The 21,985-nt window shown below is 42.9% G+C and carries 37 protein-coding genes (1 of these 37 only partly in view); 3 read left to right on the top strand and 34 right to left on the bottom strand.

Going from position 1 to position 21,985, the window contains the following annotated elements; genetic code table 11:
• A protein-coding gene (locus tag BRLA_RS01110) for a stage II sporulation protein M (RefSeq protein WP_003333746.1) crosses the window boundary here: on the bottom strand, positions 1–496 show its 5' portion. Its footprint begins 125 nt before the window's first position; only the first 496 of its 621 coding nucleotides appear in the window; its start codon is at positions 494–496; the stop codon falls past the left edge of the window.
• A 137-nt stretch (positions 497–633) separates the two neighbouring features.
• On the opposite strand from BRLA_RS01110, the gene pdaB reads away from it, so the two are divergent.
• Positions 634–1,407: a polysaccharide deacetylase family sporulation protein PdaB gene (gene pdaB / locus BRLA_RS01105; protein WP_003333747.1), complete on the top strand. Its 774-nt coding sequence runs from the start codon at positions 634–636 to the stop codon at positions 1,405–1,407.
• Between the two features lie 101 nt (positions 1,408–1,508).
• On the opposite strand, the gene BRLA_RS01100 is transcribed toward pdaB, so the two are convergent.
• A complete protein-coding gene (locus BRLA_RS01100) occupies positions 1,509–2,132 on the bottom strand; it encodes a KinB-signaling pathway activation protein (RefSeq protein WP_041751883.1) in 624 nt (207 codons plus the stop codon).
• 128 nt (positions 2,133–2,260) lie between these two features.
• On the opposite strand from BRLA_RS01100, the gene gerD reads away from it, so the two are divergent.
• Positions 2,261–2,884: a spore germination lipoprotein GerD gene (gene gerD / locus BRLA_RS01095; protein ID WP_003333750.1), complete on the top strand. Its 624-nt coding sequence runs from the start codon at positions 2,261–2,263 to the stop codon at positions 2,882–2,884.
• Between the two features lie 81 nt (positions 2,885–2,965).
• Here the strand turns inward: gerD and BRLA_RS01090 are convergent, their stop codons facing one another.
• Positions 2,966–4,069, bottom strand: coding sequence for a P-loop NTPase (locus tag BRLA_RS01090; protein ID WP_003333751.1), 1,104 nt, complete (start codon positions 4,067–4,069; stop codon positions 2,966–2,968).
• 153 nt (positions 4,070–4,222) lie between these two features.
• On the bottom strand, positions 4,223–4,945 hold the full coding sequence (gene cwlD, locus BRLA_RS01085; protein ID WP_003333752.1) for an N-acetylmuramoyl-L-alanine amidase CwlD: 723 nt from the start codon (positions 4,943–4,945) through the stop codon (positions 4,223–4,225).
• Between the two features lie 224 nt (positions 4,946–5,169).
• On the opposite strand from cwlD, the gene BRLA_RS01080 reads away from it, so the two are divergent.
• Complete coding sequence (locus BRLA_RS01080; protein WP_003333753.1) at positions 5,170–5,625, top strand: SRPBCC family protein; 456 nt, start codon at positions 5,170–5,172, stop codon at positions 5,623–5,625.
• 136 nt (positions 5,626–5,761) lie between these two features.
• Here the strand turns inward: BRLA_RS01080 and rpsI are convergent, their stop codons facing one another.
• From rpsI to rplV, 30 genes are all read right to left on the bottom strand, one after another.
• Positions 5,762–6,154, bottom strand: a complete 393-nt coding sequence (gene rpsI / locus BRLA_RS01075; RefSeq protein WP_003333754.1) for a 30S ribosomal protein S9 — start codon at positions 6,152–6,154, stop codon at positions 5,762–5,764.
• A gap of 20 nt (positions 6,155–6,174) precedes the next feature.
• A complete protein-coding gene (gene rplM, locus BRLA_RS01070) occupies positions 6,175–6,612 on the bottom strand; it encodes a 50S ribosomal protein L13 (protein ID WP_003333755.1) in 438 nt (145 codons plus the stop codon).
• A 194-nt stretch (positions 6,613–6,806) separates the two neighbouring features.
• On the bottom strand, positions 6,807–7,547 hold the full coding sequence (gene truA / locus BRLA_RS01065) for a tRNA pseudouridine(38-40) synthase TruA (RefSeq protein WP_003333756.1): 741 nt from the start codon (positions 7,545–7,547) through the stop codon (positions 6,807–6,809).
• The gene (locus BRLA_RS01060; protein WP_003333757.1) at positions 7,544–8,347 is read right to left on the bottom strand and encodes an energy-coupling factor transporter transmembrane component T family protein; all 804 of its coding nucleotides are present in this window, start codon (positions 8,345–8,347) and stop codon (positions 7,544–7,546) included. Before BRLA_RS01060 ends, truA begins: the two co-directional genes overlap by 4 nt.
• Positions 8,344–9,222, bottom strand: coding sequence for an energy-coupling factor transporter ATPase (locus tag BRLA_RS01055; RefSeq protein ID WP_003333758.1), 879 nt, complete (start codon positions 9,220–9,222; stop codon positions 8,344–8,346). Before BRLA_RS01055 ends, BRLA_RS01060 begins: the two co-directional genes overlap by 4 nt.
• Complete coding sequence (locus BRLA_RS01050; protein WP_031309258.1) at positions 9,198–10,034, bottom strand: energy-coupling factor transporter ATPase; 837 nt, start codon at positions 10,032–10,034, stop codon at positions 9,198–9,200. Before BRLA_RS01050 ends, BRLA_RS01055 begins: the two co-directional genes overlap by 25 nt.
• 151 nt (positions 10,035–10,185) lie before the next feature.
• Positions 10,186–10,548, bottom strand: a complete 363-nt coding sequence (gene rplQ / locus BRLA_RS01045; protein ID WP_003333760.1) for a 50S ribosomal protein L17 — start codon at positions 10,546–10,548, stop codon at positions 10,186–10,188.
• Positions 10,549–10,674: 126 nt separating this feature from the next.
• Positions 10,675–11,619: a DNA-directed RNA polymerase subunit alpha gene (locus BRLA_RS01040; RefSeq protein ID WP_003333761.1), complete on the bottom strand. Its 945-nt coding sequence runs from the start codon at positions 11,617–11,619 to the stop codon at positions 10,675–10,677.
• A 158-nt stretch (positions 11,620–11,777) separates the two neighbouring features.
• Positions 11,778–12,176: a 30S ribosomal protein S11 gene (gene rpsK / locus BRLA_RS01035; RefSeq protein ID WP_003333762.1), complete on the bottom strand. Its 399-nt coding sequence runs from the start codon at positions 12,174–12,176 to the stop codon at positions 11,778–11,780.
• A 16-nt stretch (positions 12,177–12,192) separates the two neighbouring features.
• Positions 12,193–12,561: a 30S ribosomal protein S13 gene (gene rpsM, locus BRLA_RS01030; protein ID WP_003333764.1), complete on the bottom strand. Its 369-nt coding sequence runs from the start codon at positions 12,559–12,561 to the stop codon at positions 12,193–12,195.
• 23 nt (positions 12,562–12,584) lie between these two features.
• Positions 12,585–12,698, bottom strand: a complete 114-nt coding sequence (rpmJ, locus tag BRLA_RS01025) for a 50S ribosomal protein L36 (protein WP_003333770.1) — start codon at positions 12,696–12,698, stop codon at positions 12,585–12,587.
• 31 nt (positions 12,699–12,729) lie between these two features.
• A complete protein-coding gene (gene infA, locus BRLA_RS01020) occupies positions 12,730–12,948 on the bottom strand; it encodes a translation initiation factor IF-1 (protein WP_003333772.1) in 219 nt (72 codons plus the stop codon).
• 136 nt (positions 12,949–13,084) lie between these two features.
• Entirely contained in the window at positions 13,085–13,831 is a 747-nt protein-coding gene (gene map / locus BRLA_RS01015) for a type I methionyl aminopeptidase (protein ID WP_003333773.1), read from the bottom strand.
• Positions 13,832–13,837: 6 nt separating this feature from the next.
• Complete coding sequence (locus BRLA_RS01010; RefSeq protein WP_041752452.1) at positions 13,838–14,482, bottom strand: adenylate kinase; 645 nt, start codon at positions 14,480–14,482, stop codon at positions 13,838–13,840.
• Positions 14,483–14,590: 108 nt separating this feature from the next.
• Entirely contained in the window at positions 14,591–15,886 is a 1,296-nt protein-coding gene (gene secY, locus BRLA_RS01005; RefSeq protein WP_003333775.1) for a preprotein translocase subunit SecY, read from the bottom strand.
• Entirely contained in the window at positions 15,886–16,326 is a 441-nt protein-coding gene (gene rplO / locus BRLA_RS01000) for a 50S ribosomal protein L15 (RefSeq protein ID WP_003333776.1), read from the bottom strand. The genes secY and rplO overlap by 1 nt, the downstream gene beginning before the upstream one ends.
• Positions 16,327–16,357: 31 nt before the next feature.
• Positions 16,358–16,546 carry a 50S ribosomal protein L30 gene (gene rpmD, locus BRLA_RS00995; protein ID WP_003345160.1) on the bottom strand — a complete coding sequence of 63 codons (189 nt, stop codon included), beginning with the start codon at positions 16,544–16,546 and terminating at the stop codon, positions 16,358–16,360.
• A 16-nt stretch (positions 16,547–16,562) separates the two neighbouring features.
• Positions 16,563–17,060: a 30S ribosomal protein S5 gene (gene rpsE / locus BRLA_RS00990; protein WP_003333777.1), complete on the bottom strand. Its 498-nt coding sequence runs from the start codon at positions 17,058–17,060 to the stop codon at positions 16,563–16,565.
• Between the two features lie 29 nt (positions 17,061–17,089).
• On the bottom strand, positions 17,090–17,452 hold the full coding sequence (rplR, locus tag BRLA_RS00985; RefSeq protein WP_003333778.1) for a 50S ribosomal protein L18: 363 nt from the start codon (positions 17,450–17,452) through the stop codon (positions 17,090–17,092).
• A gap of 33 nt (positions 17,453–17,485) precedes the next feature.
• Positions 17,486–18,022: a 50S ribosomal protein L6 gene (gene rplF, locus BRLA_RS00980; protein ID WP_003333779.1), complete on the bottom strand. Its 537-nt coding sequence runs from the start codon at positions 18,020–18,022 to the stop codon at positions 17,486–17,488.
• Positions 18,023–18,052: 30 nt separating this feature from the next.
• Positions 18,053–18,451 carry a 30S ribosomal protein S8 gene (rpsH, locus tag BRLA_RS00975; RefSeq protein WP_003333780.1) on the bottom strand — a complete coding sequence of 133 codons (399 nt, stop codon included), beginning with the start codon at positions 18,449–18,451 and terminating at the stop codon, positions 18,053–18,055.
• A gap of 27 nt (positions 18,452–18,478) precedes the next feature.
• The gene (locus tag BRLA_RS00970; RefSeq protein ID WP_003333781.1) at positions 18,479–18,664 is read right to left on the bottom strand and encodes a type Z 30S ribosomal protein S14; all 186 of its coding nucleotides are present in this window, start codon (positions 18,662–18,664) and stop codon (positions 18,479–18,481) included.
• A 24-nt stretch (positions 18,665–18,688) separates the two neighbouring features.
• Complete coding sequence (gene rplE / locus BRLA_RS00965; protein WP_003333782.1) at positions 18,689–19,231, bottom strand: 50S ribosomal protein L5; 543 nt, start codon at positions 19,229–19,231, stop codon at positions 18,689–18,691.
• Positions 19,232–19,257: 26 nt separating this feature from the next.
• On the bottom strand, positions 19,258–19,572 hold the full coding sequence (rplX, locus tag BRLA_RS00960; protein WP_003333783.1) for a 50S ribosomal protein L24: 315 nt from the start codon (positions 19,570–19,572) through the stop codon (positions 19,258–19,260).
• Positions 19,573–19,620: 48 nt separating this feature from the next.
• A complete protein-coding gene (rplN, locus tag BRLA_RS00955) occupies positions 19,621–19,989 on the bottom strand; it encodes a 50S ribosomal protein L14 (RefSeq protein WP_003333784.1) in 369 nt (122 codons plus the stop codon).
• Between the two features lie 59 nt (positions 19,990–20,048).
• Positions 20,049–20,315 carry a 30S ribosomal protein S17 gene (rpsQ, locus tag BRLA_RS00950; protein ID WP_003333785.1) on the bottom strand — a complete coding sequence of 89 codons (267 nt, stop codon included), beginning with the start codon at positions 20,313–20,315 and terminating at the stop codon, positions 20,049–20,051.
• A gap of 22 nt (positions 20,316–20,337) precedes the next feature.
• Positions 20,338–20,535: a 50S ribosomal protein L29 gene (gene rpmC, locus BRLA_RS00945; RefSeq protein WP_003333786.1), complete on the bottom strand. Its 198-nt coding sequence runs from the start codon at positions 20,533–20,535 to the stop codon at positions 20,338–20,340.
• Positions 20,525–20,959: a 50S ribosomal protein L16 gene (rplP, locus tag BRLA_RS00940; protein ID WP_003333787.1), complete on the bottom strand. Its 435-nt coding sequence runs from the start codon at positions 20,957–20,959 to the stop codon at positions 20,525–20,527. The genes rpmC and rplP overlap by 11 nt, the downstream gene beginning before the upstream one ends.
• Before the next feature lie 2 nt (positions 20,960–20,961).
• A complete protein-coding gene (rpsC, locus tag BRLA_RS00935) occupies positions 20,962–21,624 on the bottom strand; it encodes a 30S ribosomal protein S3 (RefSeq protein WP_003333788.1) in 663 nt (220 codons plus the stop codon).
• A gap of 13 nt (positions 21,625–21,637) precedes the next feature.
• Positions 21,638–21,970 carry a 50S ribosomal protein L22 gene (gene rplV, locus BRLA_RS00930; RefSeq protein WP_003333789.1) on the bottom strand — a complete coding sequence of 111 codons (333 nt, stop codon included), beginning with the start codon at positions 21,968–21,970 and terminating at the stop codon, positions 21,638–21,640.
• Between the last annotated feature and the right edge of the window lie 15 nt (positions 21,971–21,985).

The following is a 21,985-nucleotide window of genomic DNA, read 5'->3' as shown; positions in this document are numbered from 1 at the left end:
GTTTTACTCGATCCCTTTTTGGTGGTGCAAAAAGCGCCCCAATTGAACGAAATGATAATACACCAAAACGAATCCCCAACCCTGCTGCAAAAAGGATAGCAACAATCTCAATAACACCGTGTGGAAGAATGCCATATACAAGCATTTCCCATGTGCTGAGCCCTTTTGGATTGGGCACTGTTAATATATATCCAAGTACAGCACCGTTCATAAATAAACCCCAAATAGGGAAAACGGCAAAAAACGTCCCCATCCCCAGCATCATGATCGCCGCCATTAGGTTATTCATAAAAATAACTCTTATGGTTGCAAAAATATTATTTTCCAACTGGAGCCCTTGAGAAACTTCTCTGACCTGTTCAATCATTTTTTCCAAAATCGTACTTAAACTAGCCGAATTAAGCATTCCAACAATTACACCTGCAAGCAGAATAAAGAGAGCAATTCCAAAATATTTGCGTGTTCCTCTCCAAATGTCACTAATAAAACCCCTCACTATACCCACTCCAATCTTACTTAACTATCCATTTCATTCATTTTACCTTTTTATACACATAGATGCGAAAGAATAACCTTTTCCAAATTGCATAAAATGTAGGGGGACAAACTGCTAAAAGGAGGTAGCTTATCATTATGAAGTATATGTTCGTAATCAGTTCTAAGAAGTTAAAACAGTTTTTTATTATTTGTATGGCCTTAATTCTTGGGGCAGGCATCGCTTATGCCGAACGTGACAGCTTGCATGTTTTCTCCACCTCCGTTGATAAAAACAAAGGCCCACAAGCCATTTATAAGGTGGATACAAAGGAAAAAAAGGTTGCTCTGACATTTGACATTAGCTGGGGAGAAACGCGGACACAGCCCATTCTCGATATTTTAAAAGAGAAGAAGCTCGACAAGGTTACCTTTTTCCTCTCTTCTCCATGGAGTCAAAAGCACCCTGAAATGGTAAAGAAAATTGTTGACGGCGGTTACGAAATTGGCTCGCATGGTCACCGGCATGATAATTATAGCCGTTATTCTGAAGAACAAATGCGGACCCAGATCGGCAAAGCTGATACCATTCTCACTGAGCTAACAGGGAAAAAGCCTAATTTAATCCGTATGCCAAATGGTGATTTTGATAAACGGGTGCTTCGCGTAGCAAATGACATGGGCTATATGGTTATTCAATGGGATACCGATTCTCTTGACTGGATGAATCCCGGCACGGATCGAATCATCCAAAGGGTTGTCTCAAAGGCCCATCCCGGTGATATTATTCTGATGCATGCAAGCGATTCCTGCAAACAAACTCATCTTGCCCTACCGGTTATTATCGACAAATTACGGTCTCAAGGATATGAATTCGTGACCGTATCTGAATTAATTTCAGGATCAAAAATCAAAAGCGAGGAAATTAAGTAATTCGTAAAAAACAAAGCCTATGTCCTAAGCAAAAAGCTACTCCCGCACAGATGGAGTAGCCTTTTGTTTGTCATAAGTAAGATATGTAAACCTTGCCTAGATTAAAAAGATTTCGACGTTTTTGTTTTTGATTTCTTCGTTTGCTCCGTTCGCATAGTTAAGCGATGTAGTTGTAAAATTTGCCAAACATTACAGAACAGCAAAGGTACCACCATTACAGCAATAGCTTTAAAATCATCTTGCTTTAAAGCAGGCAGCCACTCAATAGCCGTCACCACAAAAATAAAGAATACTGTAGGTACCCATGCCGTTGGATTCGTCATCTTTACTTTCGCATATGCCGTTATTAACGCTATTGACAGCAGCAAGACAGGTTCAACAAAGTATGGAAGCACCGAGCCCCCTTGTCCAAAAGCAATATACCGTAAATAAACCATGTCAAAAAAAGCAAATAATATAAAGAAAATTTGGATATTCTTTCGCAAAGCCTTGCTCTTCATTGAATTTAATACAAGGTAATTAAACATCATATACGCAAAGAAACCCATTTGAGCTACAATGCTAGTCGTTAAACCTAACAACAAATTCATCAATAGTCCCATAAAAAAATTAGCAATAGAACCATGGTATAAATTTTCCTGGGTAACTAACCCCATAAGCATTCCGCCGATACCACCCAATAACAGTGTTGTACCGAATAACCATCCATAATTACGCAAACTCAAGGCTGGTCCCTCCTTCATTGGCTCCTAATGATTTTACCATGCATGCAAGAAAATTCTAGCGTAAGAAAACAAAAAACTGCACATTTTATAAATAGCTGAGGACTGTAAAAGGAGGGTGTTCCCTGCTAATGTTAAACAAGCATGTCTTTGTTGCCCTGATCCCTGTGATTACATGTGGTCTTCTCTTATCAAGCTGTGGAACAACGTCACAAAGCCATTCCCAGCCTGATTACAAATCCACCAAGACGATGGTTCTTGATATTTTGCAAACGGACGAAGCAAAAAAAACCATGGAGTCCATGATGAAAGACGAAAGCTTCCAAAAAAATCTCATCATGAATCCCGAGACTGTGCGTACTACGCTTATCCAAAGTATAGCAAAACCGGACAATCCACACATCAAGCAAGCATTTAAAGATCCCAAGTTCACCAGTACCTTAGCTAAATCCATGAAGGATGAGAATAAAAAGCTGTTAAAAGAGCTTATGAAAGACCCTGAGTATCAGCAAATGATGCTTAGTATTCTCAAGGATCCCGATTATGAAAAAAGCTTACTTGATTTGATGAAAACCTCCGCCTATCGTAAACAAACGATGCAAATCATGAAGGATAGCTTAGAAAGCCCCATGTTTCAAGCAGAGATGCTTAAAATCATGACGAAGGCCCAAGAGGATATGATGAACCCTCAGAATTTAAACGAAGGAAAAAAAGGCAAGAAGAAAGAGAAGAAAAAGAAATCATCGGGTGGATAAAAAAAGAAAGAGGTGAGCTTATTCTCACCTTTTTCTTTTTTTTATCGGGGCATACTTCTGTTAAATCTTTGATGCTGTTGGTTATTTACATAGTCGATCGACATCTTGAGCAAGCTGCATATAAATTTGTCCAATAGCGTTTTCGGTTTTATAAATGGATGGAGAGTATTCAGGCTCCTGCGGATGATTCTCTGGTTGGCCAAGCGGGATTTGAGCGATCAGAGGACAGGATAGGGTTTCTGCTAGCTTAGAACCGCCTCCCCGTCCAAAGACATACTCTTTGGAACCATCCTTAGCTTCATACCAGGCCATATTCTCCACGACCCCCAAAATTTTATGACCTGTTTTCATTGCCATAGCTCCCGCTCTTGCTGCTACAAATGCTGCTGTAGGATGAGGCGTGGTCACAATAATTTCTTTGCTCTGCGGGATCATGGTATGAATATCAAGTGCTACGTCACCTGTTCCTGGGGGTAAATCAAGCAAGAGATAGTCAAGGTCTTCCCCCCAGTGTACCTCACTGAAGAAATTCCGAAGCATCTTGCCCAGCATAGGACCGCGCCAAATGATAGGGGAGTTATCTTCAACAAAGAATCCCATCGACATTACTTTTACACCAAACTTCTCTACTGGCAAAATAGTCTGTCCAATAACCGTAGGGCGTTGCTCAATGTTCATCATATCTGGAACACTAAATCCATAGATGTCTGCATCAATAATTCCTACTTTTTTACCTAAACGTGCTAGTGCGACCGCTAAGTTAACTGTAACTGTAGATTTACCAACTCCACCTTTGCCAGAGGTAATCGCAATAAATGTTGTCTTTGAATTTTCAGCAAGGATAGGATGCAAAACATTTGTCTGACCCGGCCCCTGTCCTTGGCCCTGAGAAGCTGTAGCCTGCCCTCCACGCAATTGTTGGCTGAGTGCAGCCCTTTCCTCTTCTGTCATGGCTCCAAAGCGAACATCGACCTGCTCCGCGCCCAATGCACGAATCGCTTGCACCACGTCATCTTGAATTTTTACCTTTAATGGACAGCCAGATATGGTAAGCACTACTTCCAGAGAAACATGCCGTTCTTCAATCGCTATATTGCGAATCATATTAAGCTCTACTAAACTTCGATTTATCTCAGGATCTTTAACGTCACGCAATGCTTCGAGAATTTTCTCTTTCGTTAGCATGTTGAATCCACCTCGATTTTCTAGTTGGGAAACAGGCTTAGGGGTACGCATATACCCGTTGCCTAGTTTAGTAAATCACATGGTGTTCCCTTGCTGTTTCCTAATTTTTGCCCTCATTATAGCATAGTTACAGACTAAACAAGCACACCCAAACTATGGTGCGCTTGTAGCTGTGCTCTTTTCTCCCGCATAATGACGCAAGATTCCCTGATAAATCGCGTTTGCCATTGCTTTTTGATAATCTGCTGATTCCAATTTTCTTGCTTCTTCAACATTGGATAAAAAACCCACTTCCACAAGCACTGATGGTGTCTTTACTTCCCGAATTAAAAAAATATCATCCGTCTGCTTGGGGCTTCTATCGGTATTTTCTAATACACGTTTAATTTCATCCTGAATGAGAAAGGCCATTTTCTTACTTTCTTGAAAACCAGGGAAGTAAAAGGTTTGGGCGCCTCTCCACTTCTCCTGCGGAATGCTGTTTAAGTGAATGCTAACTAAAAAATCAGGAGCATTGTCGTTAATAAATTTCACTCGATTGCGAATATCCTCCGACTTTCGTTTTCTTAACTTACTAGCACCCTCTGATGACAAATCCCTATCATCTTCACGCGTCATGATTACATAAGCTCCTGACTCCTGCAAAAAATCACGTAAATATAGACTGATAGGCAATGCCACATCTTTTTCAACCACTTTTCCATCCTTACTTACTGCACCACCATCCACGCCACCATGACCCGCATCAATTGCTATTACTGTCCCTGCCAAAGGCAATGTCCAGGTGGACCAAGAAGAATGTGCGGGTAACTTGTACGTAAATATAATGACCAGCAGAAAGCAGGCGAGTACCCACCCTACTACTTTTTTAGTCACTTCGACCGCCCCTTTGTCCAATTCTCTTCTTCATCATATGGATTAACATGGACAATTATGACGGGGTTGTCTATAAAAGTCAGACGGGAAAGTATGCGGATTGATGTCAACCTGTAACGGCTCTAATGTGGGGGCTGTTCATAGCATGGCGTGATATGGAGATGATAAAGAGATCAACCTTTTATAAAATGTGCACCTTAACTTACTGGAAGGAATGCTTACGAATGCCAAAGCCTATTGCCATACCTGATCTTTCAACACGACCGTATAGTCTGAAGGTGGAGCGTCTAATGGATTTATCACCAGATGTTTTATTTCATGCGTGGACGAAGCACTTTGATCGTTGGTTTGCAGCTCCTGGAACTGTATGGATGAAAGGGGAGGTCAACACTCCCTTCTTTTTTGAGACGCAATTTGAAGAGGAACGTCATCCTCATTATGGAAGATTTCTCAGACTTGAGCAGGACTGTCTGGTTGAATTAACCTGGGTCACTGGGGGTAAAGGGACAAAGGGAGCTGAAACAGTTGTCACGGTTGAGCTTGAGTCACATAGCAATGCTACACTGCTCCGTCTTACCCATGCCGGATTTCCAGATCAAGAGTCCAGAGACCAACATGAACAAGCGTGGCCACTTGTGCTTGAGCAGCTTAACAAGAGAATGACAGCACCAAGTAGCTAATGAACAAAGAATTTCTTCGAGGAATAACATGAGTATGGTCAAATTATGGTCCAGACATGACACTACTTGATCAAAAGAAAACAAGCCCCAAATCAATAAATGATTTGAGGCTTGGATCCTTATGATAACAGTAAAATTAACGTTTAGAGAACTGAGGCGCGCGACGAGCCGCTTTAAGACCGTATTTTTTACGTTCTTTCATACGAGGGTCACGAGTCAAGAATCCAGCGCGTTTAAGAGCACCGCGAAGTTCTGGATCTGCTTTTAGCAATGCACGAGCAACACCATGACGGATAGCTCCTGCTTGACCAGTTGTACCTCCACCACCAACGTTTACTAAAACATCATAGTGACCTAGAGTTTCAGTAAGAACTAGTGGTTGTTTTACGATCAGCTTTAAAGTTTCCAAACCAAAATAATTATCCATATCACGCTTGTTGATCAGAATGCGACCTTCGCCTGGTACCAAGCGAACGCGTGCTACGGAGTGTTTACGACGACCTGTACCGTAGTATTGAACTTGTGCCACGAGTCATTTCCTCCCTTTTATTAGCCGCGAATTTGCCATGCTTCTGGTTTTTGAGCAGCATGTGGATGCTCAGTACCTGCATATACTTTAAGTTTTGAGAACATTTGACGTCCCAAGCTGTTTTTAGGAAGCATACCTTTAACAGCCAATTCGAACAAACGATCTGGGCGTTTGTTCAACATTTCACCAGCAGGAGTTGCTTTCAAACCACCTGGGTGCATGGAGTGTCTATAGTACATTTTATCAGTAAGTTTTTTACCAGTAAGCTTGATTTTGTCAGCATTAAGAACGATTACGAAATCACCAGTGTCAACGTGTGGTGTAAATTCAGGCTTTAGTTTACCGCGTAGGATAGATGCTACTTCGCTCGCAAGACGACCAAGAGTTTGGCCTTCAGCGTCAACGATGTACCATTTACGCTCAACTTCTTGCGTTTTCGCCATATATGTGGTACGCATGTTTGTCCCTCCTAGATATCTTGCCGTTCAATGTTAAAGGCCAAAGCTGCAACGGTGAACAACTTTACCTTGTGTATCCTAATTCGTACTAACTCAATTTTCAATCCCGGGGCTAGAGTGGGGCTAGCGGGTATGAAAATACCATTAGTTATCATACTATATAGATCATGTGAGAGTCAAGGAAAACGAATGGGCTATTCCTTGTAAAATACTTCCCACATTGTAAGACCATGGGGAGGTGCTGTCTGTCCTGCCAATTCCCGATCGCACCCTGCAAGAATACGAGGAATATGATCTGGACTTAGCTTTCCTTCTCCAACATTGAGCAAGGTTCCCGCAATGATTCTTACCATGTTATATAAAAACCCGTTGCCGCGACAAATAATCCAAAGAAGTGTTCCTTCTTGTTCAATTTTCACGTCATAAATGGTACGCACCTTATTCTCCACATGCGTCCTTGCAGAGCAAAAAGAAGTAAAGTCATGCGTTCCTATCAAATGGGTGGCAGCTTGTCTCATCGCTTCCACATCTAGCGGATAGCGAACATGCCAAGCATAGCGGTGGCGAAAGATGTCTGGCACCTGAGTATTGTTGATACAATATCGGTATTCCTTCTCTCTAACGTCAAATCGAGCATGAAAGGATGGCTCTACCTCCTCTATTGTTTGAATGACAATTGAGTTAGGTAGCTGATTATTAAGAATCCAACACCATTTTTCTATGGGAATGGTTGATTTGGTATCAAAGTGAAAGGTTTGACCCTTGGCATGAACACCTGCATCTGTACGACCAGACCCGTGAATTTGAATCGTCTCGCCAGTAATGCGCATAATGGCTGCCTCAATCTCCCCTTGAATGGTTACTTGTTCAGGCTGAACTTGAAATCCACTATAATCAGTTCCATCATAGGCAACAATACCTTTTAATCGTTTCATGTTCTCCACCATCCTACAACTACCACAAGAACCAGCATAAATAACAACAGGATGCCGTCTCGATAACTAAATTGCAATTGACGTAATTTTGTACGTCCAATATCCCCACGATATCCTCTTGCCTCCATTGCTAATGCTAAATCCTCAGCTCGGCGAAATGCACTAATAAACAGCGGAATCACAATAGCAACCATGGCTTTCGCCCGGCTCAACAGTGTTCCACTATCAAAATTAGCACCTCTAGCCATCTGTGCTTTCATAATCTTGTCTGTCTCTTCCAATAGCGTCGGGATAAACCGAATCGCAATGGAAAGCATGAGCGCCATTTCATGAACAGGAAGACCCCATTTTTTTAAAGGGCCAAACATTCGTTCTACCCCATCCGTCAGATCAATAGGTGAAGTGGTTAAAGTCAGCAATGAACTGATTACAACCAATAGTCCTAATCGCATCGACACAAACAAGGCCTGACGCACACCCTCCTCTTCTATGCTGAACCACCCCCATCTTACATACACCTGCCCACCTTTCGTAAGCAAGAGTTGCAAAATGACGGTTAGCAATAGCAGGAACCAGACTGGTTTTAAGCCACGAAGAATATAGGAAAGCGATAGTTTCGACATAAACAAGCATAGCAAGAGAATAGCTACTAAGAATCCGTAGATTTCCGCCTTGTTCGCCATAAAAACAACCATAGCAAATACAATAATAAATAGAAATTTACTTCTCGGATCTAGGCGGTGTACAAAGGAATCTCCGGGTATATATTGGCCGATAGCAAAATTTTGTAGCATGCTCATTGAACATCCCCCTTACCTTGCTTGAGTAGATCAAGCAGATAGGAGGATAAATCCTCTTCTTTGTATAAAGAGAGCGGCAATCGCTTATTGTGTGGAAGCTTTTCATTTAATCGATGAAGAAAAGAGACTGTTTCAGGTACATCTAAAGCTAATTCTTGCAAAGCAGCTTGCTCTTTAAAAATGTCTGTAGGTGTACCCTCCATCGCGATTCTTCCTTTAGCCAATACCAGAAGATAATCAGCATACCGAGCAGCTTCCTCCATACTGTGGGTAACCAGTAAAGTAGTGAGCTTTTGTTCTCGATGAATCTGATAAATTCCTTCTAAGATGGCTTTCCTTCCAGCAGGATCTAGTCCTGCGGTCGGTTCATCTAGAACAAGTACTTTTGGTTGCATGGCCAATACCCCTGCAATTGCAACCCGGCGCATCTGTCCCCCACTTAAATGGAAAGGAGAGCGATCTTTAACCTCATCGAAAGAAAGTCCCACAATTTCAAGCGATTCTTTTGCCCTTTGATAAGCCATTTGTTCGGGTAATTCATAATTTAGTGGACCGTACATCACATCTTTAAGTACAGTTTCTTCAAAAAGTTGATGTTCCGGATATTGGAACACGAGCCCCACCTGACGGCGCAAATTACGCGTTTTTTTCGTTGTCGGAGTAACAACCATCTCGCCGACCCGCACAGTACCCTCTGTCGGCTTAATTAAACCGTTCAGATGCTGTATCAAAGTTGATTTTCCGGAGCCGGTTTGGCCAATAATACCTACAAACGAACCCGATGGGATAGTAAAGGAGATGTGCGAAAGTGCCTCTTTTTCAAACGGAGTCCCTTTTCCATACAAATAGGTCACATTTTCAAAAGATATTTGCATAATTCGTCAACCAACTCCTCTTGATCCAGTACAGTCTGAAGTTTTATACCTTGTTGCCTTAAAGTGTGACGAAGCCTTCCTGCAAAGGGAACATCCAGACCAATAGCCTTCAGACCCTCTACGTCAGCATACACTTCAACAGGAGTACCATCCGCATAAATCTTCCCCTGATCCATCACAATAATGCGATCAGACTCTAATGTCTCTTCAGGAAAATGCGTAATGTTAACGATTGTGAGCCCTTCTTCTCGGTTCAACCGGTGAACCAATTGAATAACTTCTTTCCTTCCTTGTGGGTCAAGCATAGCTGTGGCTTCATCCAAAATAATAATGGACGGGCGCATTGCCAGAATTCCAGCAATCGCAACACGCTGCTTCTGCCCACCAGATAGCCGTTGAGGCTGGCTTTTCAGGTAGGCTGTCATCTTAACCGATTCTAAGGATTCGTCAATACGCTTACGCATCTCAGTTGCTTCAATACCAAGGTTCTCAAGCCCAAAGGCTACGTCATCCTCGACGATCGTACCAACGATTTGATTATCTGGATTCTGAAACACCATACCTACCTGCTGTCTGATGTCCCATAATCGTTCCTCATCGTCAGTAGAAAATCCTGTGACCGTCAGTACCCCTGCAGTCGGTACCAACAAAGCGTTCATAAGCTTTGCTAACGTCGATTTGCCAGAGCCGTTATGTCCAATGATTGAAACAAAAGAACCTTCCTGAATAGAAAAGTCTATACCTTTTACCACGGGGGATGCTTCTGCTAGCTCCGAGTGATATTGAAAAGAAAGCCCACTAGCCTGAATCATGTTAGATTGTTCTTTCAAAGTCCTCACATCCCTCGTCACAGGCAAAATTACAAGATGTTTTTGGAACTAAATCTGGATAAAAGAAAAAAGGGTTGAATCAGAACCCGGCAAAACCAGACCCTGTCCTCACCCTTTCTCTAGCAACCAGTTACTATTCAACTAATTCGATATAAGCCATTGGTGCAGCATCGCCACGGCGAGGACCAACTTTAAGGATACGAGTGTATCCACCATTACGCTCAGCGAAACGTGGTGCGATATCATCGAAAAGTTTTTGAACAGCTGTTTTGCCTTCCTCAGTAGCAACTTCGTTACGAACGAAAGCAGCTACTTGACGACGTGCATGAAGATCACCGCGTTTTGCAAGAGTGACCATTTTATCAGCGATAGAACGTAGTTCTTTCGCTTTCATTTCAGTCGTTTCGATGCGCTCATTGATGATAAGATCTGTTACCAAATCGCGGAACAGAGCTTTACGAGCCGCAGAACGACGTCCAAGTTTACGGTATGCCATGTTCTAACCTCCTTCTTTCTGGTATGTTGTGACTTAATATGCATCAGCATTTCACACCAGATTTGACCCTCTCCCAAGACAAGGAGTGGATAGTAGCATCTGTATAGATAACTATGCTAAAAGCTCTTAGTCGTCGTTACGTAGTCCTAGACCAAGCTCTTGAAGTTTTTCTTGAACTTCTTCTAAAGATTTACGTCCCAAGTTACGAACTTTCATCATATCTTCTTCAGACTTCTGAGTTAACTCTTGAACCGTGTTGATACCAGCGCGTTTCAAGCAGTTGTAAGAACGAACAGAAAGATCAAGCTCTTCGATAGTCATCTCTAAGACTTTTTCTTTCTTATCTTCTTCTTTTTCGACCATGATTTCAGCATCTTTCGCTTCGTCAGTCAAACCAACAAACAAGTTAAGATGCTCCGTCATGATTTTGGCTCCAAGGCTAACAGCTTCCTCAGGGCGGATGCTTCCATTTGTCCAAACTTCCAATGTTAATTTATCATAGTTAGTCATTTGCCCTACGCGGGTATTCTCAACCTGATAGTTAACACGTTTGATTGGAGTGTAAATGGAGTCAATTGGAATAACACCAATTGGTTGATCCTCAGATTTATTGCCATCTGCTTGAACATACCCACGACCGCGCCCTGCTGTCATGCGAATATGCAGACGACCGCCATTTGCTAACGTTGCGATATGCAGATCAGGGTTTAAAATCTCCACATCACTATCAGCACGAATATCTCCTGCTTTCACAACGCCTTCGCCTTCAGCATCAATCTCAAGAATTTTTTCTTCATCAGAATGGATCTTAAGCGCAAGACCCTTGATGTTGAGGATGATTTCAGTTACGTCCTCCACTACTCCCTCGACAGTCGAGAATTCGTGTAGTACTCCGTCAATTTGAACAGAAGTAACCGCCGCGCCTGGCAAAGAAGACAGTAAAATCCGTCTGAGTGAATTGCCAAGGGTTGTACCGTAACCACGCTCAAGGGGCTCAACGACGAATTTGCCGTACAAGTTGTCGTCGTCTAACTCCACAACCTCAATTCTAGGTTTTTCTATTTCTATCATTCTTAACAAACCCTCCTTCAAAACGTCGAAATTCAAGGGTGGGCCTAGGGACCCACTCAGGAATTTCTTTCGGCGGTTTACCGTTTGCATGCATGTCAAGCCAAAAAAGCAGAATCTACCATTCTATTATGGACAAGTTCTGAGCTTTATAAACCCGACTACACGCGGCGACGTTTTGGTGGACGGCAGCCGTTGTGTGGGATTGGGGTAACATCTTTAATCATGTTAACTTCCAAACCAGCAGCTTGCAATGAACGGATAGCAGCCTCACGACCAGCACCAGGACCTTTAACTAGTACTTCCAAAGAACGCATTCCATGATCCATTGCAGTTTTTGCTGCAGTTTCAGCAGCCATTTGAGCTGCGAATGGAGTGCTCTTACGGGAACCTCTGAAGCCGAGGGCACCAGCACTGGACCAAGAGATTGCGTTGCCATGAGGGTCTGTGATCGTAACGATAGTGTTGTTGAACGTAGAACGGATATGTGCTATGCCAACTTCAACATTTTTACGATCGCGACGACGTGTACGAGTCGCAACTTGTTTTCTTTTAGCCATGTTAATTTACCCTCCTTTACTTCTTCTTGTTCGCTACTGTACGACGAGGACCTTTACGTGTACGAGCATTTGTTTTAGAACGTTGACCACGAACTGGTAAACCACGACGATGGCGGATACCACGGAAGCAACCAATTTCCATCAAGCGTTTAATGTTAAGAGAGATTTCACGACGAAGGTCCCCCTCAACTTTGATGTTCTTGTCGATGAATTCACGAAGTTTGTTAACTTCATCTTCAGTCAAATCACGAACACGAGCATTAGCATCTACGCCAGCTTCCGCAAGAATGCGTTTGGAAGTAGAGCGACCGATACCGAAGATATAGGTAAGTGCGATTTCCACTCGTTTTTCACGAGGCAAGTCGACGCCTGCAATACGTGCCATTCTTCTAAAGCACCTCCTTAAATTTATCCTTGTTTTTGCTTATGTTTTGGATTTTCACAAATAACCATAACGTTACCTTTGCGACGGATAACTTTGCACTTTTCGCAAATCGGTTTTACCGACGGTCTTACTTTCATGGTTCTTGCCTCCCTTTTCTAGGGGTTAAAATTATTTGTAACGGTACGTAATACGCCCGCGAGTTAAATCGTAAGGCGATAGTTCGACAGTTACCTTGTCTCCAGGAAGAATACGAATGAAGTGCATTCGAATTTTTCCAGATACATGTGCCAATACTTTATGTCCATTTTCCAGCTCAACACGGAACATTGCATTTGGCAATGGTTCGATGACGGTACCTTCTACTTCAATTACGTCGTCTTTGGCCATTGGCTAGTCTCCTTTCAACTGTTTATACAGTCAGACCATGAGTTTGGCATCATCATAATGCCTCGAGAAACTTCTCGGCTACTTGAACAAACTTATCGTCAACACGTTGAACGACAATCTTCCAGTTCACCTTCGTTTAGGGTCTAGTCAAGATCTCATAGCCATCTTCCGTAATCGCGATGGTGTGTTCATAGTGCGCACACTTTTTCCCATCCACTGTTACGACCGTCCAATTGTCCTCCAATGTGCGGACATAACGCTCGCCAGCATTCACCATCGGCTCGATTGCTAAAACCATTCCTGGCTTTAATCTTGGCCCTCTGTTAGGAGAACCATAATTAGGAATTTGTGGATCTTCATGCAAACTTTGACCGATTCCATGTCCCACGTACTCGCGGACAATTGAATAACCAGCAGCTTCCGCATGTAGTTGAATCTCATGAGAGATATCAGAAAGGCGTCCATCAGGAATTGCTTTCGCTAAACCTTTATATAAGGACTCTTCCGTGACTTGCATCAGACGCTGATCATCCACAGAGATGTTACCAACAGCATAGGTCCAGGCTGAGTCACCATGATAACCTTGGAACTTAGCACCAATATCTATGCTGATGATATCTCCTTCTTGCAATGCCCGTTTTCCTGGAATTCCATGTACGAGTTCCTCATTGACTGAGGCACAGATACTGCCTGTAAACCCACCGTAGCCCTTAAACGACGGAATCGCATTATGACTGCGAATAAAAGTTTCGGCCAGCTCATCAAGTTCCTTTGTAGTAACACCCGGCTTTATGAAGTTTGCCAGTTGTTGATGAGTTAAAGCGACAATTCGGCCAGCTTCCCTCATTATCTCAAGTTCAGCTTTAGACTTTATATTAATCATTATCGCTTACCCTCGCAATAACGTGGCAATATTTTCAAACACCTTGTTGATATCCTGTTCCCCATTGATTGTACGCAAGATACCCTCTTTGGAGTAGTAATCAACTAAAAGATTAGCTTGAGAAATATTAACATCTAAACGTTGTGTTACTACTTCTGCTTTGTCATCATCTCGTTGGAATAGCTTGCTGCCATCTTTGTCACAGAATCCATCCACTTGAGGTGGGTTAAACACTGTGTGGTAGCTCGCAGCGCAAGTTGGGCAGATCCAGCGACCAGTAAGACGTTCAATTAACAACTCGCGGCGAACCTCGATGTTAATCACGTGGTCAAGTTCACGTCCCAGTTCTTTTAGCATGGAGCTTAATGCTTCAGCTTGTGGAACTGTGCGCGGAAAACCATCGAGAAGAAATCCTTTTGCACAATCATCTTTACTTAAACGTTCCCGCACAATGCCGATCGTAATCTCATCTGGTACCAAGTTACCTTTATCCATGTAGGACTTTGCTTCCACGCCTAATGGAGTCTGGTTCTTAATAGCAGCCCGGAACATATCTCCGGTAGAGATGTGTGGAATGTTAAAGGTTTCTACGATACGCTCTGCCTGTGTGCCTTTACCGGCTCCAGGAAGACCCATCAAAATTATATTCATGTCAATCCCCCGTCCACTTACGAAAGACCCTATAAGGAAATCCTTAAAGAATTCTTTCTGCACCAGATCCTCTCCCATTAGGAGGTTCAGAGGTGATTATTATACTCGTTATTTAATGAAGCCTTTGTAATGACGCTGTATAAGCTGGCTCTCGATTTGTTTCATGGTGTCGAGAACAACCCCAATCATAATCAAGATGGAAGTACCACCGATATAAATCGTGTTAGGTAATCCAAACATCTTACTAAAAGCGAAAGGCAATAGTGAGATGATAGTCAGGAATATAGCACCGGCGAACGTTAGGCGAGTTAATGTACGAGTAATATATACCTCGGTGTTAGTACCAGGGCGAATTCCAGGAATGTAACCGCCATTCTTTCTCATATTTTCTGCCATTTGAGCAGGATTCATCTGAACAAATGTATAGAAGAACGTAAAGCCAATGATTAACACCGCATAGAGCGTCATACCAAGCGGAGCGCTAACTTGGAAGTTGTTATAAATCCAGTTAGCAATTCCTTCACCAGTTGGTTTAACCCAGAAACTAGCGATTGTTGACGGGAACACTACTAGCGACACAGCGAAGATTACCGGAATAACCCCTGCTGAGTTGACTTTTAGTGGAATATGAGAAGACTGTCCACCATACATCTTGCGTCCTACAACACGTTTCGCATACTGAACAGGAATCTTACGCAAGCCTTGTTGCATGTAGATAATCCCTACAATCAGTAATAGAACTGCAAGTAGAATCAGCAAGATTTTAATAACTCCAAAGAAAACTTGCGAGTTGGGATTGTTAAACTGCATCTCATAGATCGTATGAATCCCACCAGGTATATTGGCGACGATACCCGCCATGATGATAATGGAAATACCATTACCAATGCCCTTTTCGGTAATTTGCTCACCTAACCACAGCAAAAAAGCAGTTCCTGCTGTTAGAGTCAAAGCAATTAACAAAAAGCTGCTCCAAGATGTATCAGTAACTAATCCGTTCATCATTCGGTTAAAACCATAGGTCATACCAAGTGATTGGATAAATCCAAGAACAATCGTACCGTAGCGTGTTACCTGCGCAATTTTGCGACGTCCCACTTCTCCTTCCTTCGACCATTGCGTAAACTTCGGAACCACATCCATGGAAAGAAGCTGCATAATGATCGAAGCAGTGATGTATGGCATAATTCCCATCGCGAAGATAGAGAATTTTTTCAATGCACCACCAGAGAATGTATCCAGAAGACCTACAAAATTGTTGGTATTACCTTGAAGTAAATCAACATTGATGTTAGGCACAGGAACGTGGGTTCCAATTCGGAAGACGACAAGCATCAAAAGAGTGAAAAACACCTTTCGACGCAGGTCGCCTATCTTAAAGATGTTAGAAAAAGATCCTAACATTAGATCACCTCAGTGGTTCCACCGACTTGAGCAATCTTTTCAGCAGCAGCACCAGAGAATTTGTGAGCTTTTACTGTTAGCTTCACTGTTAATTCACCGTTAGCCAAAACTTTCACGCCATCACGAAGAGCACTGATAACTCCTGTTTCTTTAAGCAACTCAGGTGTAACCACTGTACCTTCAGCAAAGCGGTTCAATGCATCTAGAGATACGATTGCAAACTCTTTGCGGTTGATGTTGTGGAAGCCACGTTTAGGTAAACGACGGAATAGTGGGTTTTGACCACCCTCAAATCCTGGGCGTACGCCACCACCAGAACGAGCATTTTGACCTTTGTGACCTTTACCAGCTGTTTTACCAGTTCCGCTTCCGATACCACGTCCTAGACGTTTACGCTCATGACGGGAACCTTCTGCTGGTTTAAGTTCATGCAATTTCATAGGTTGCACCTCCTCACTATCAATCTGTAGCTTATTCTCCGATTTCCTTTACATCTACAAGATGTTTAACTTTGAAAATCATACCACGCATTGCTACGTTGTCTTGTTTTTCTACTGTTTGATGGATTTTGCGAAGGCCAAGGGCTTTCACCGTTTCCTTCTGGTCAGCCGGACGACCGATTAGGCTACGTTTTAGCGTGATTTGTAATGATTTCGCCATGTCCCTTTCCCTCCTTCTATCCTAAAAGTTCTGCGACAGTTTTTCCGCGAAGTTTAGCTACGTCCTCAGCAGTTTTCAGACGGCTAAGACCTTCAAGAGTAGCGCTAACCATGTTGATTGGGTTGTTAGAACCCAAAGATTTACTCAACACGTCACCTACACCTGCAAGTTCAAGTACCGCACGAACTGGGCCACCCGCGATAACTCCTGTACCTTCAGAAGCTGGCTTGATCAATACGCGGCCAGAACCGAAATGGCACAAAACTTCGTGAGGGATGGTAGTTCCTTTTAAAGGTACGCGAATCATGTTTTTCTTCGCGTCATCAATTGCTTTACGAATAGCGTCTGGTACTTCTTGGGCTTTACCCATACCAGAGCCAACATGGCCGTTCTTATCGCCTACTACTACTAGTGCGCTAAAGCTGAAGCGACGACCACCCTTAACCACTTTCGCTACGCGGTTAACAGCGACGACTCTTTCTTCTAGCTCTAATTTGCTAGCGTCGATACGCATTCTTTTCCCTCCTTGTATCTTATTGTCTCCTAGAATTGCAGACCAGCTTCACGTGCTGCATCAGCTAGTGCTTTAACACGTCCATGGTACAAGTAACCACCACGGTCAAAGACGATTTCAGTGAGACCTTTTTCTTGAGCGCGTGCTGCGATCAAGTTACCAACAGCAGTTGCTGCTTCGGTATTAGAACCGTTATTTAAGTTAAGCTCTTTATCAAGTGAAGATGCAGCTGCAAGAGTTGTACCTGCTACATCATCGATTAACTGAGCATAGATATGCTTAGAAGAACGGAAAACGTTCAAACGTGGACGAGCAGCAGAACCCATTACACGCTTACGAATACGCAGTTGACGTTTTTTCCGTGCTTTGTTTTTATCGTTTTTCGTAAACATTAAGCGGCCTCCTTTCTGATGAAACTATGCGGCTTATTTACCTTTTTTACCTTCTTTACGACGAACAACTTCATTGCTGTAACGAATACCTTTACCTTTGTAAGGCTCAGGTTTACGTAGAGAACGGATTTCAGCAGCCACTTGGCCTACACGCTCTTTATCGATACCTTTAACAACAAGTGTTGTTTGGTTAGTTAATTCTAATTCGATTCCTTTTTCAGGAGTTACCTCAACTGGGTGAGAGAAACCTAAAGAAAGAGTTACACCGTTAGCAGACTTAGCTCCACGATAACCTACACCTACTAGTTCAAGTGTACGAGTGAAACCTTCAGATACACCTACAACCATGTTCGAAACCAAGGCACGAGTAGTACCATGGAGAGAACGATGAAGTTTATTGTCAGACGGACGTTCAACGTTTACTTCAGATTCAGAAATGTTGATTTTGATGTCCGGATGAAAGTTACGAACGAGAGTACCCTTAGGGCCTTTTACTGTCAACTCTGTACCGTTCAGAGTTAAAGTAACGCCTGCAGGAACCGTAATCGGTTTTTTACCGACACGTGACATGACTTGCACCTCCTGTGCGTAAATCTAAGATTACCAAATATAAGCTAGTACTTCTCCACCAACATGCGCTTGACGAGCTTGCTTGTCAGTCAAAACACCTTTGGAAGTAGAGATCAAAGCGACACCTAGTCCGCCTAATACACGAGGAATTTCATTGTTGTTAGCATAAACACGGTGTCCTGGCTTACTGATACGTTTTAGGCCAGTGATTACACGTTCGTTGTTAACCCCGTATTTAAGGAACAAACGAATGATTCCTTGCTTGTTGTCTTCAATAAATTCCGCATCACGGATAAAGCCCTCTTCTTTCAAAATACGAGCAATTTCCTTCTTCAGGTTAGATGCAGGAATTTCAACTTTCTCGTGACGAACCATGTTCGCATTGCGGACACGAGTTAGCATATCAGCAACTGGATCAGTCATTACCATGAGAGAAAAACCTCCTTCCCGTCTATATTACCAGCTGGCTTTCTTTACACCTGGAATTTGGCCTTTGTAAGCCAATTCACGGAAGCAAATACGGCACAGTTTAAATTTGCGAAGCACAGAGTGCGGACGACCGCAACGTTCGCAACGAGTATACGCACGAACTTTAAACTTTGGATCACGCTGTTGCTTCACGATCATAGATTTCTTTGCCACAATTGTCCCTCCTTACGATAGGGTTTATTTACGGAATGGCATACCCATCTGAGTTAGAAGTTCACGAGCTTCTTCGTCAGTTTTCGCAGATGTTACCACTACGATGTCCATACCGCGAACCTTATCAATTTTATCGTATTCGATCTCTGGAAAAATCAATTGCTCTTTAAGACCAAGAGTATAGTTTCCACGACCGTCAAAAGCTTTGGATGAAATACCACGGAAGTCACGAACACGTGGTAGAGATACGTTCATCAATTTATCGAGGAATTGGTACATACGCTCACCACGAAGTGTTACCTTCGCACCGATTGGCATACCTTCACGCAATTTGAAACCAGCGATAGACTTCTTCGCACGAGTAACAATTGGTTTTTGACCAGCGATTAATTGCAAATCTTCAATGGCTGTATCGATAGCTTTTGCGTTAGCAACTGCTTCACCAACACCAATGTTGATTACGATTTTCTCTACTTTAGGAACTTGCATGACAGTTTTGTAGTTAAACTTAGTCATCAAGCTAGGAACGATTTCCTGCAAGTACTTATCTTTCAATCTTGCTGCCATTTAAGACAACCTCCTTTCCGACCTGACTACTTATCGATTACTTCGCCAGATTTTTTCGCAACCCGAACTTTTTTACCGTTCTCTAATACTTTGTAACCTACGCGGGTAGGTTTTCCTGTTTTAGGGTCAATTAGAGAGACATTAGAAACGTGGATAGCAGCTTCTTGTGTTACGATTCCGCCTTGAGGATTCGCTTGAGAAGGACGAGCATGCTTCTTCACAAGATTAATACCTTCTACCAACACACGGTCTTTTTTAGGTAAAGCAGCCAATACTTGACCTTTTTTACCTTTGTCTTTGCCCGCAGTAACGATAACCATATCGCCTTTTTTTACGTGCATCGCTGGGTGCACCTCCTATCGAACAAAATACAAATTTGTTACGTTAATTTAGATAACCTCAGGAGCCAGAGAGATGATCTTCATGAAATCTTTTTCACGAAGCTCACGAGCAACCGGTCCAAAGATACGTGTACCACGTGGAGAGTTATCATCTTTGATAACTACCGCTGCATTCTGGTCGAAGCGGATGTAAGAACCATCGTTACGACGTACACCACTAACGGTACGAACGATAACAGCCTTAACTACTTGACCTTTCTTGACAACTCCTCCGGGTGTAGCAGCTTTGACAGAGCAAACGATAATGTCGCCTACGTTAGCAGTCTTGCGGCCAGATCCACCAAGAACCTTAATGCACATTAATTCTTTAGCACCAGAGTTGTCAGCAACTGCTAGTCTGGATTGAGTTTGGATCATTCTGAGTCACTCCCTTCGGATGTGATGTTTTATCCGAGTCTATCATATAGTAAGCTATCTTATACAATGACAGCTTCTTGTACTACTTTTACAAGACGGAATCTCTTGTCCTTAGAAAGCGGACGAGTTTCCATAATTTCTACGATATCACCGATTTTAGCTGTATTGTTTTCATCGTGTGCTTTGAACTTTTTAGAGTACTTCACACGCTTACCATACAACGTATGTTTTTTGTAGGTTTCAACCAGAACAACAACGGTTTTATCCATTTTGTCTGATACTACACGACCTACCAGCGTTCTACGCAAATTGCGTTGTGCGGTCATCGTTGGAACCTCCTTCCTTATATTAGCCGATTCCTAATTCACGTTGGCGTAGGATAGTTTTCGCGCATGCGATATCCTTACGCACTTGCTTAATACGAGCCGTGTTTTCCAATTGGCCAGTAGCTAATTGAAAACGAAGGTTGAACAATTCTTCTTTCAAAGAAGAAACGTTTTGTTCGATCTCGGCAGTGGTTAGATTGCGGTATTCATTAGCCTTCATGTGCGTCACCACCCACTTCTTCGCGCTTAACAAACTTACACTTAACAGGTAGTTTGTGCATAGCAAGACGCATAGCTTCACGCGCTACTTCTTCAGATACACCAGCAAGTTCAAACATAACTTTACCTGGTTTAACTACAGCAATCCATTTTTCAACGGAACCTTTACCAGAACCCATGCGGACTTCTAGAGGTTTTTGTGTAATCGGTCTGTCTGGGAAAACTTTAATCCAAACTTTACCGCCACGACGGATATAACGTGTCATCGCAATACGTGCTGCCTCGATTTGACGATTCGTTACCCAAGCTGGTTCAAGAGCTTGGAGGCCATATTCACCGAAAGCAACAGTTGTACCGCCTTTAGCGTTACCGGACAACTTCGGACGATGTTGTTTACGATGCTTCACGCGTTTAGGCATCAACATGTTTACTTGCCTCCTTCCACTCGTGCAACGTTCTTCTTAGTTGGAAGAACTTCACCACGGTAGATCCATACTTTTACACCGATGCGGCCATAAGTAGTGTGAGCTTCAGCTGTACCATAGTCGATGTCAGCACGCAATGTATGAAGAGGTACAGTACCTTCGCTGTAACCTTCAGAACGAGCGATATCAGCTCCACCTAGACGACCACTAACAAGTGTTTTGATACCTTTCGCACCTGCACGCAAAGAACGAGTGATTGTTTGCTTTTGTGCACGACGGAAAGAAATACGGTTTTCTAATTGACGAGCAATGTTTTCAGCTACTAGAGTAGCGTCAAGATCAGGTTTCTTGATCTCATTGATATTGATGTGTACACGCTTGCTAGTAAGTTGGGAAAGAGCTTTACGAAGTGTTTCAACTTCAGAGCCACCTTTACCGATAACCATACCAGGCTTAGCAGTGTGAATTGTTACGTTTACGCGGTTTGCAGCGCGTTCGATTTCAACTGTAGATACAGCAGCGTCTTTAAGACGACCTTTGATGTATTTACGAATGTGAAGGTCTTCATGCAACAAAGTTGCGAAGTCCTTATCAGCATACCATCTGGATTCCCAGTCACGAATTACGCCAACTCGCAGACCGACCGGACTTACCTTTTGTCCCACTCAATTTCCCTCCTTATTTTTCGTTTAGTACCACTGTAATGTGGCTAGTGCGCTTATGAATACGGCTAGCACGACCCATTGCACGTGGGCGGAATCGTTTCAAGGTAGGACCTTGATCTACGAAAACTTGACTCACAACAAGATTCTCAACGTCCATGTTGTGGTTGTGCTCAGCATTAGCAATCGCAGAGTTTAAAAGCTTCTCTACTACTGGAGAACCTGCTTTAGGAGTGTGTTTCAAAATACCTAGAGCTTCTCCAATTTTCTTGCCTCTGATTAGATCGATAACTAGACGCACTTTACGAGGCGCGATTCGAATATTACGAGCAACTGCTTTAGATTCCATGTTTGTACCTCCCCT

It is taken from the genome of Brevibacillus laterosporus LMG 15441 (assembly GCF_000219535.2).
In the GTDB taxonomy this organism is placed as follows: Bacteria; Bacillota; Bacilli; order Brevibacillales; family Brevibacillaceae; genus Brevibacillus_B; species Brevibacillus_B halotolerans.
Note: the sequence above shows the minus strand (reverse complement) of the source record. Positions and strands in the feature narration are given on the sequence as shown.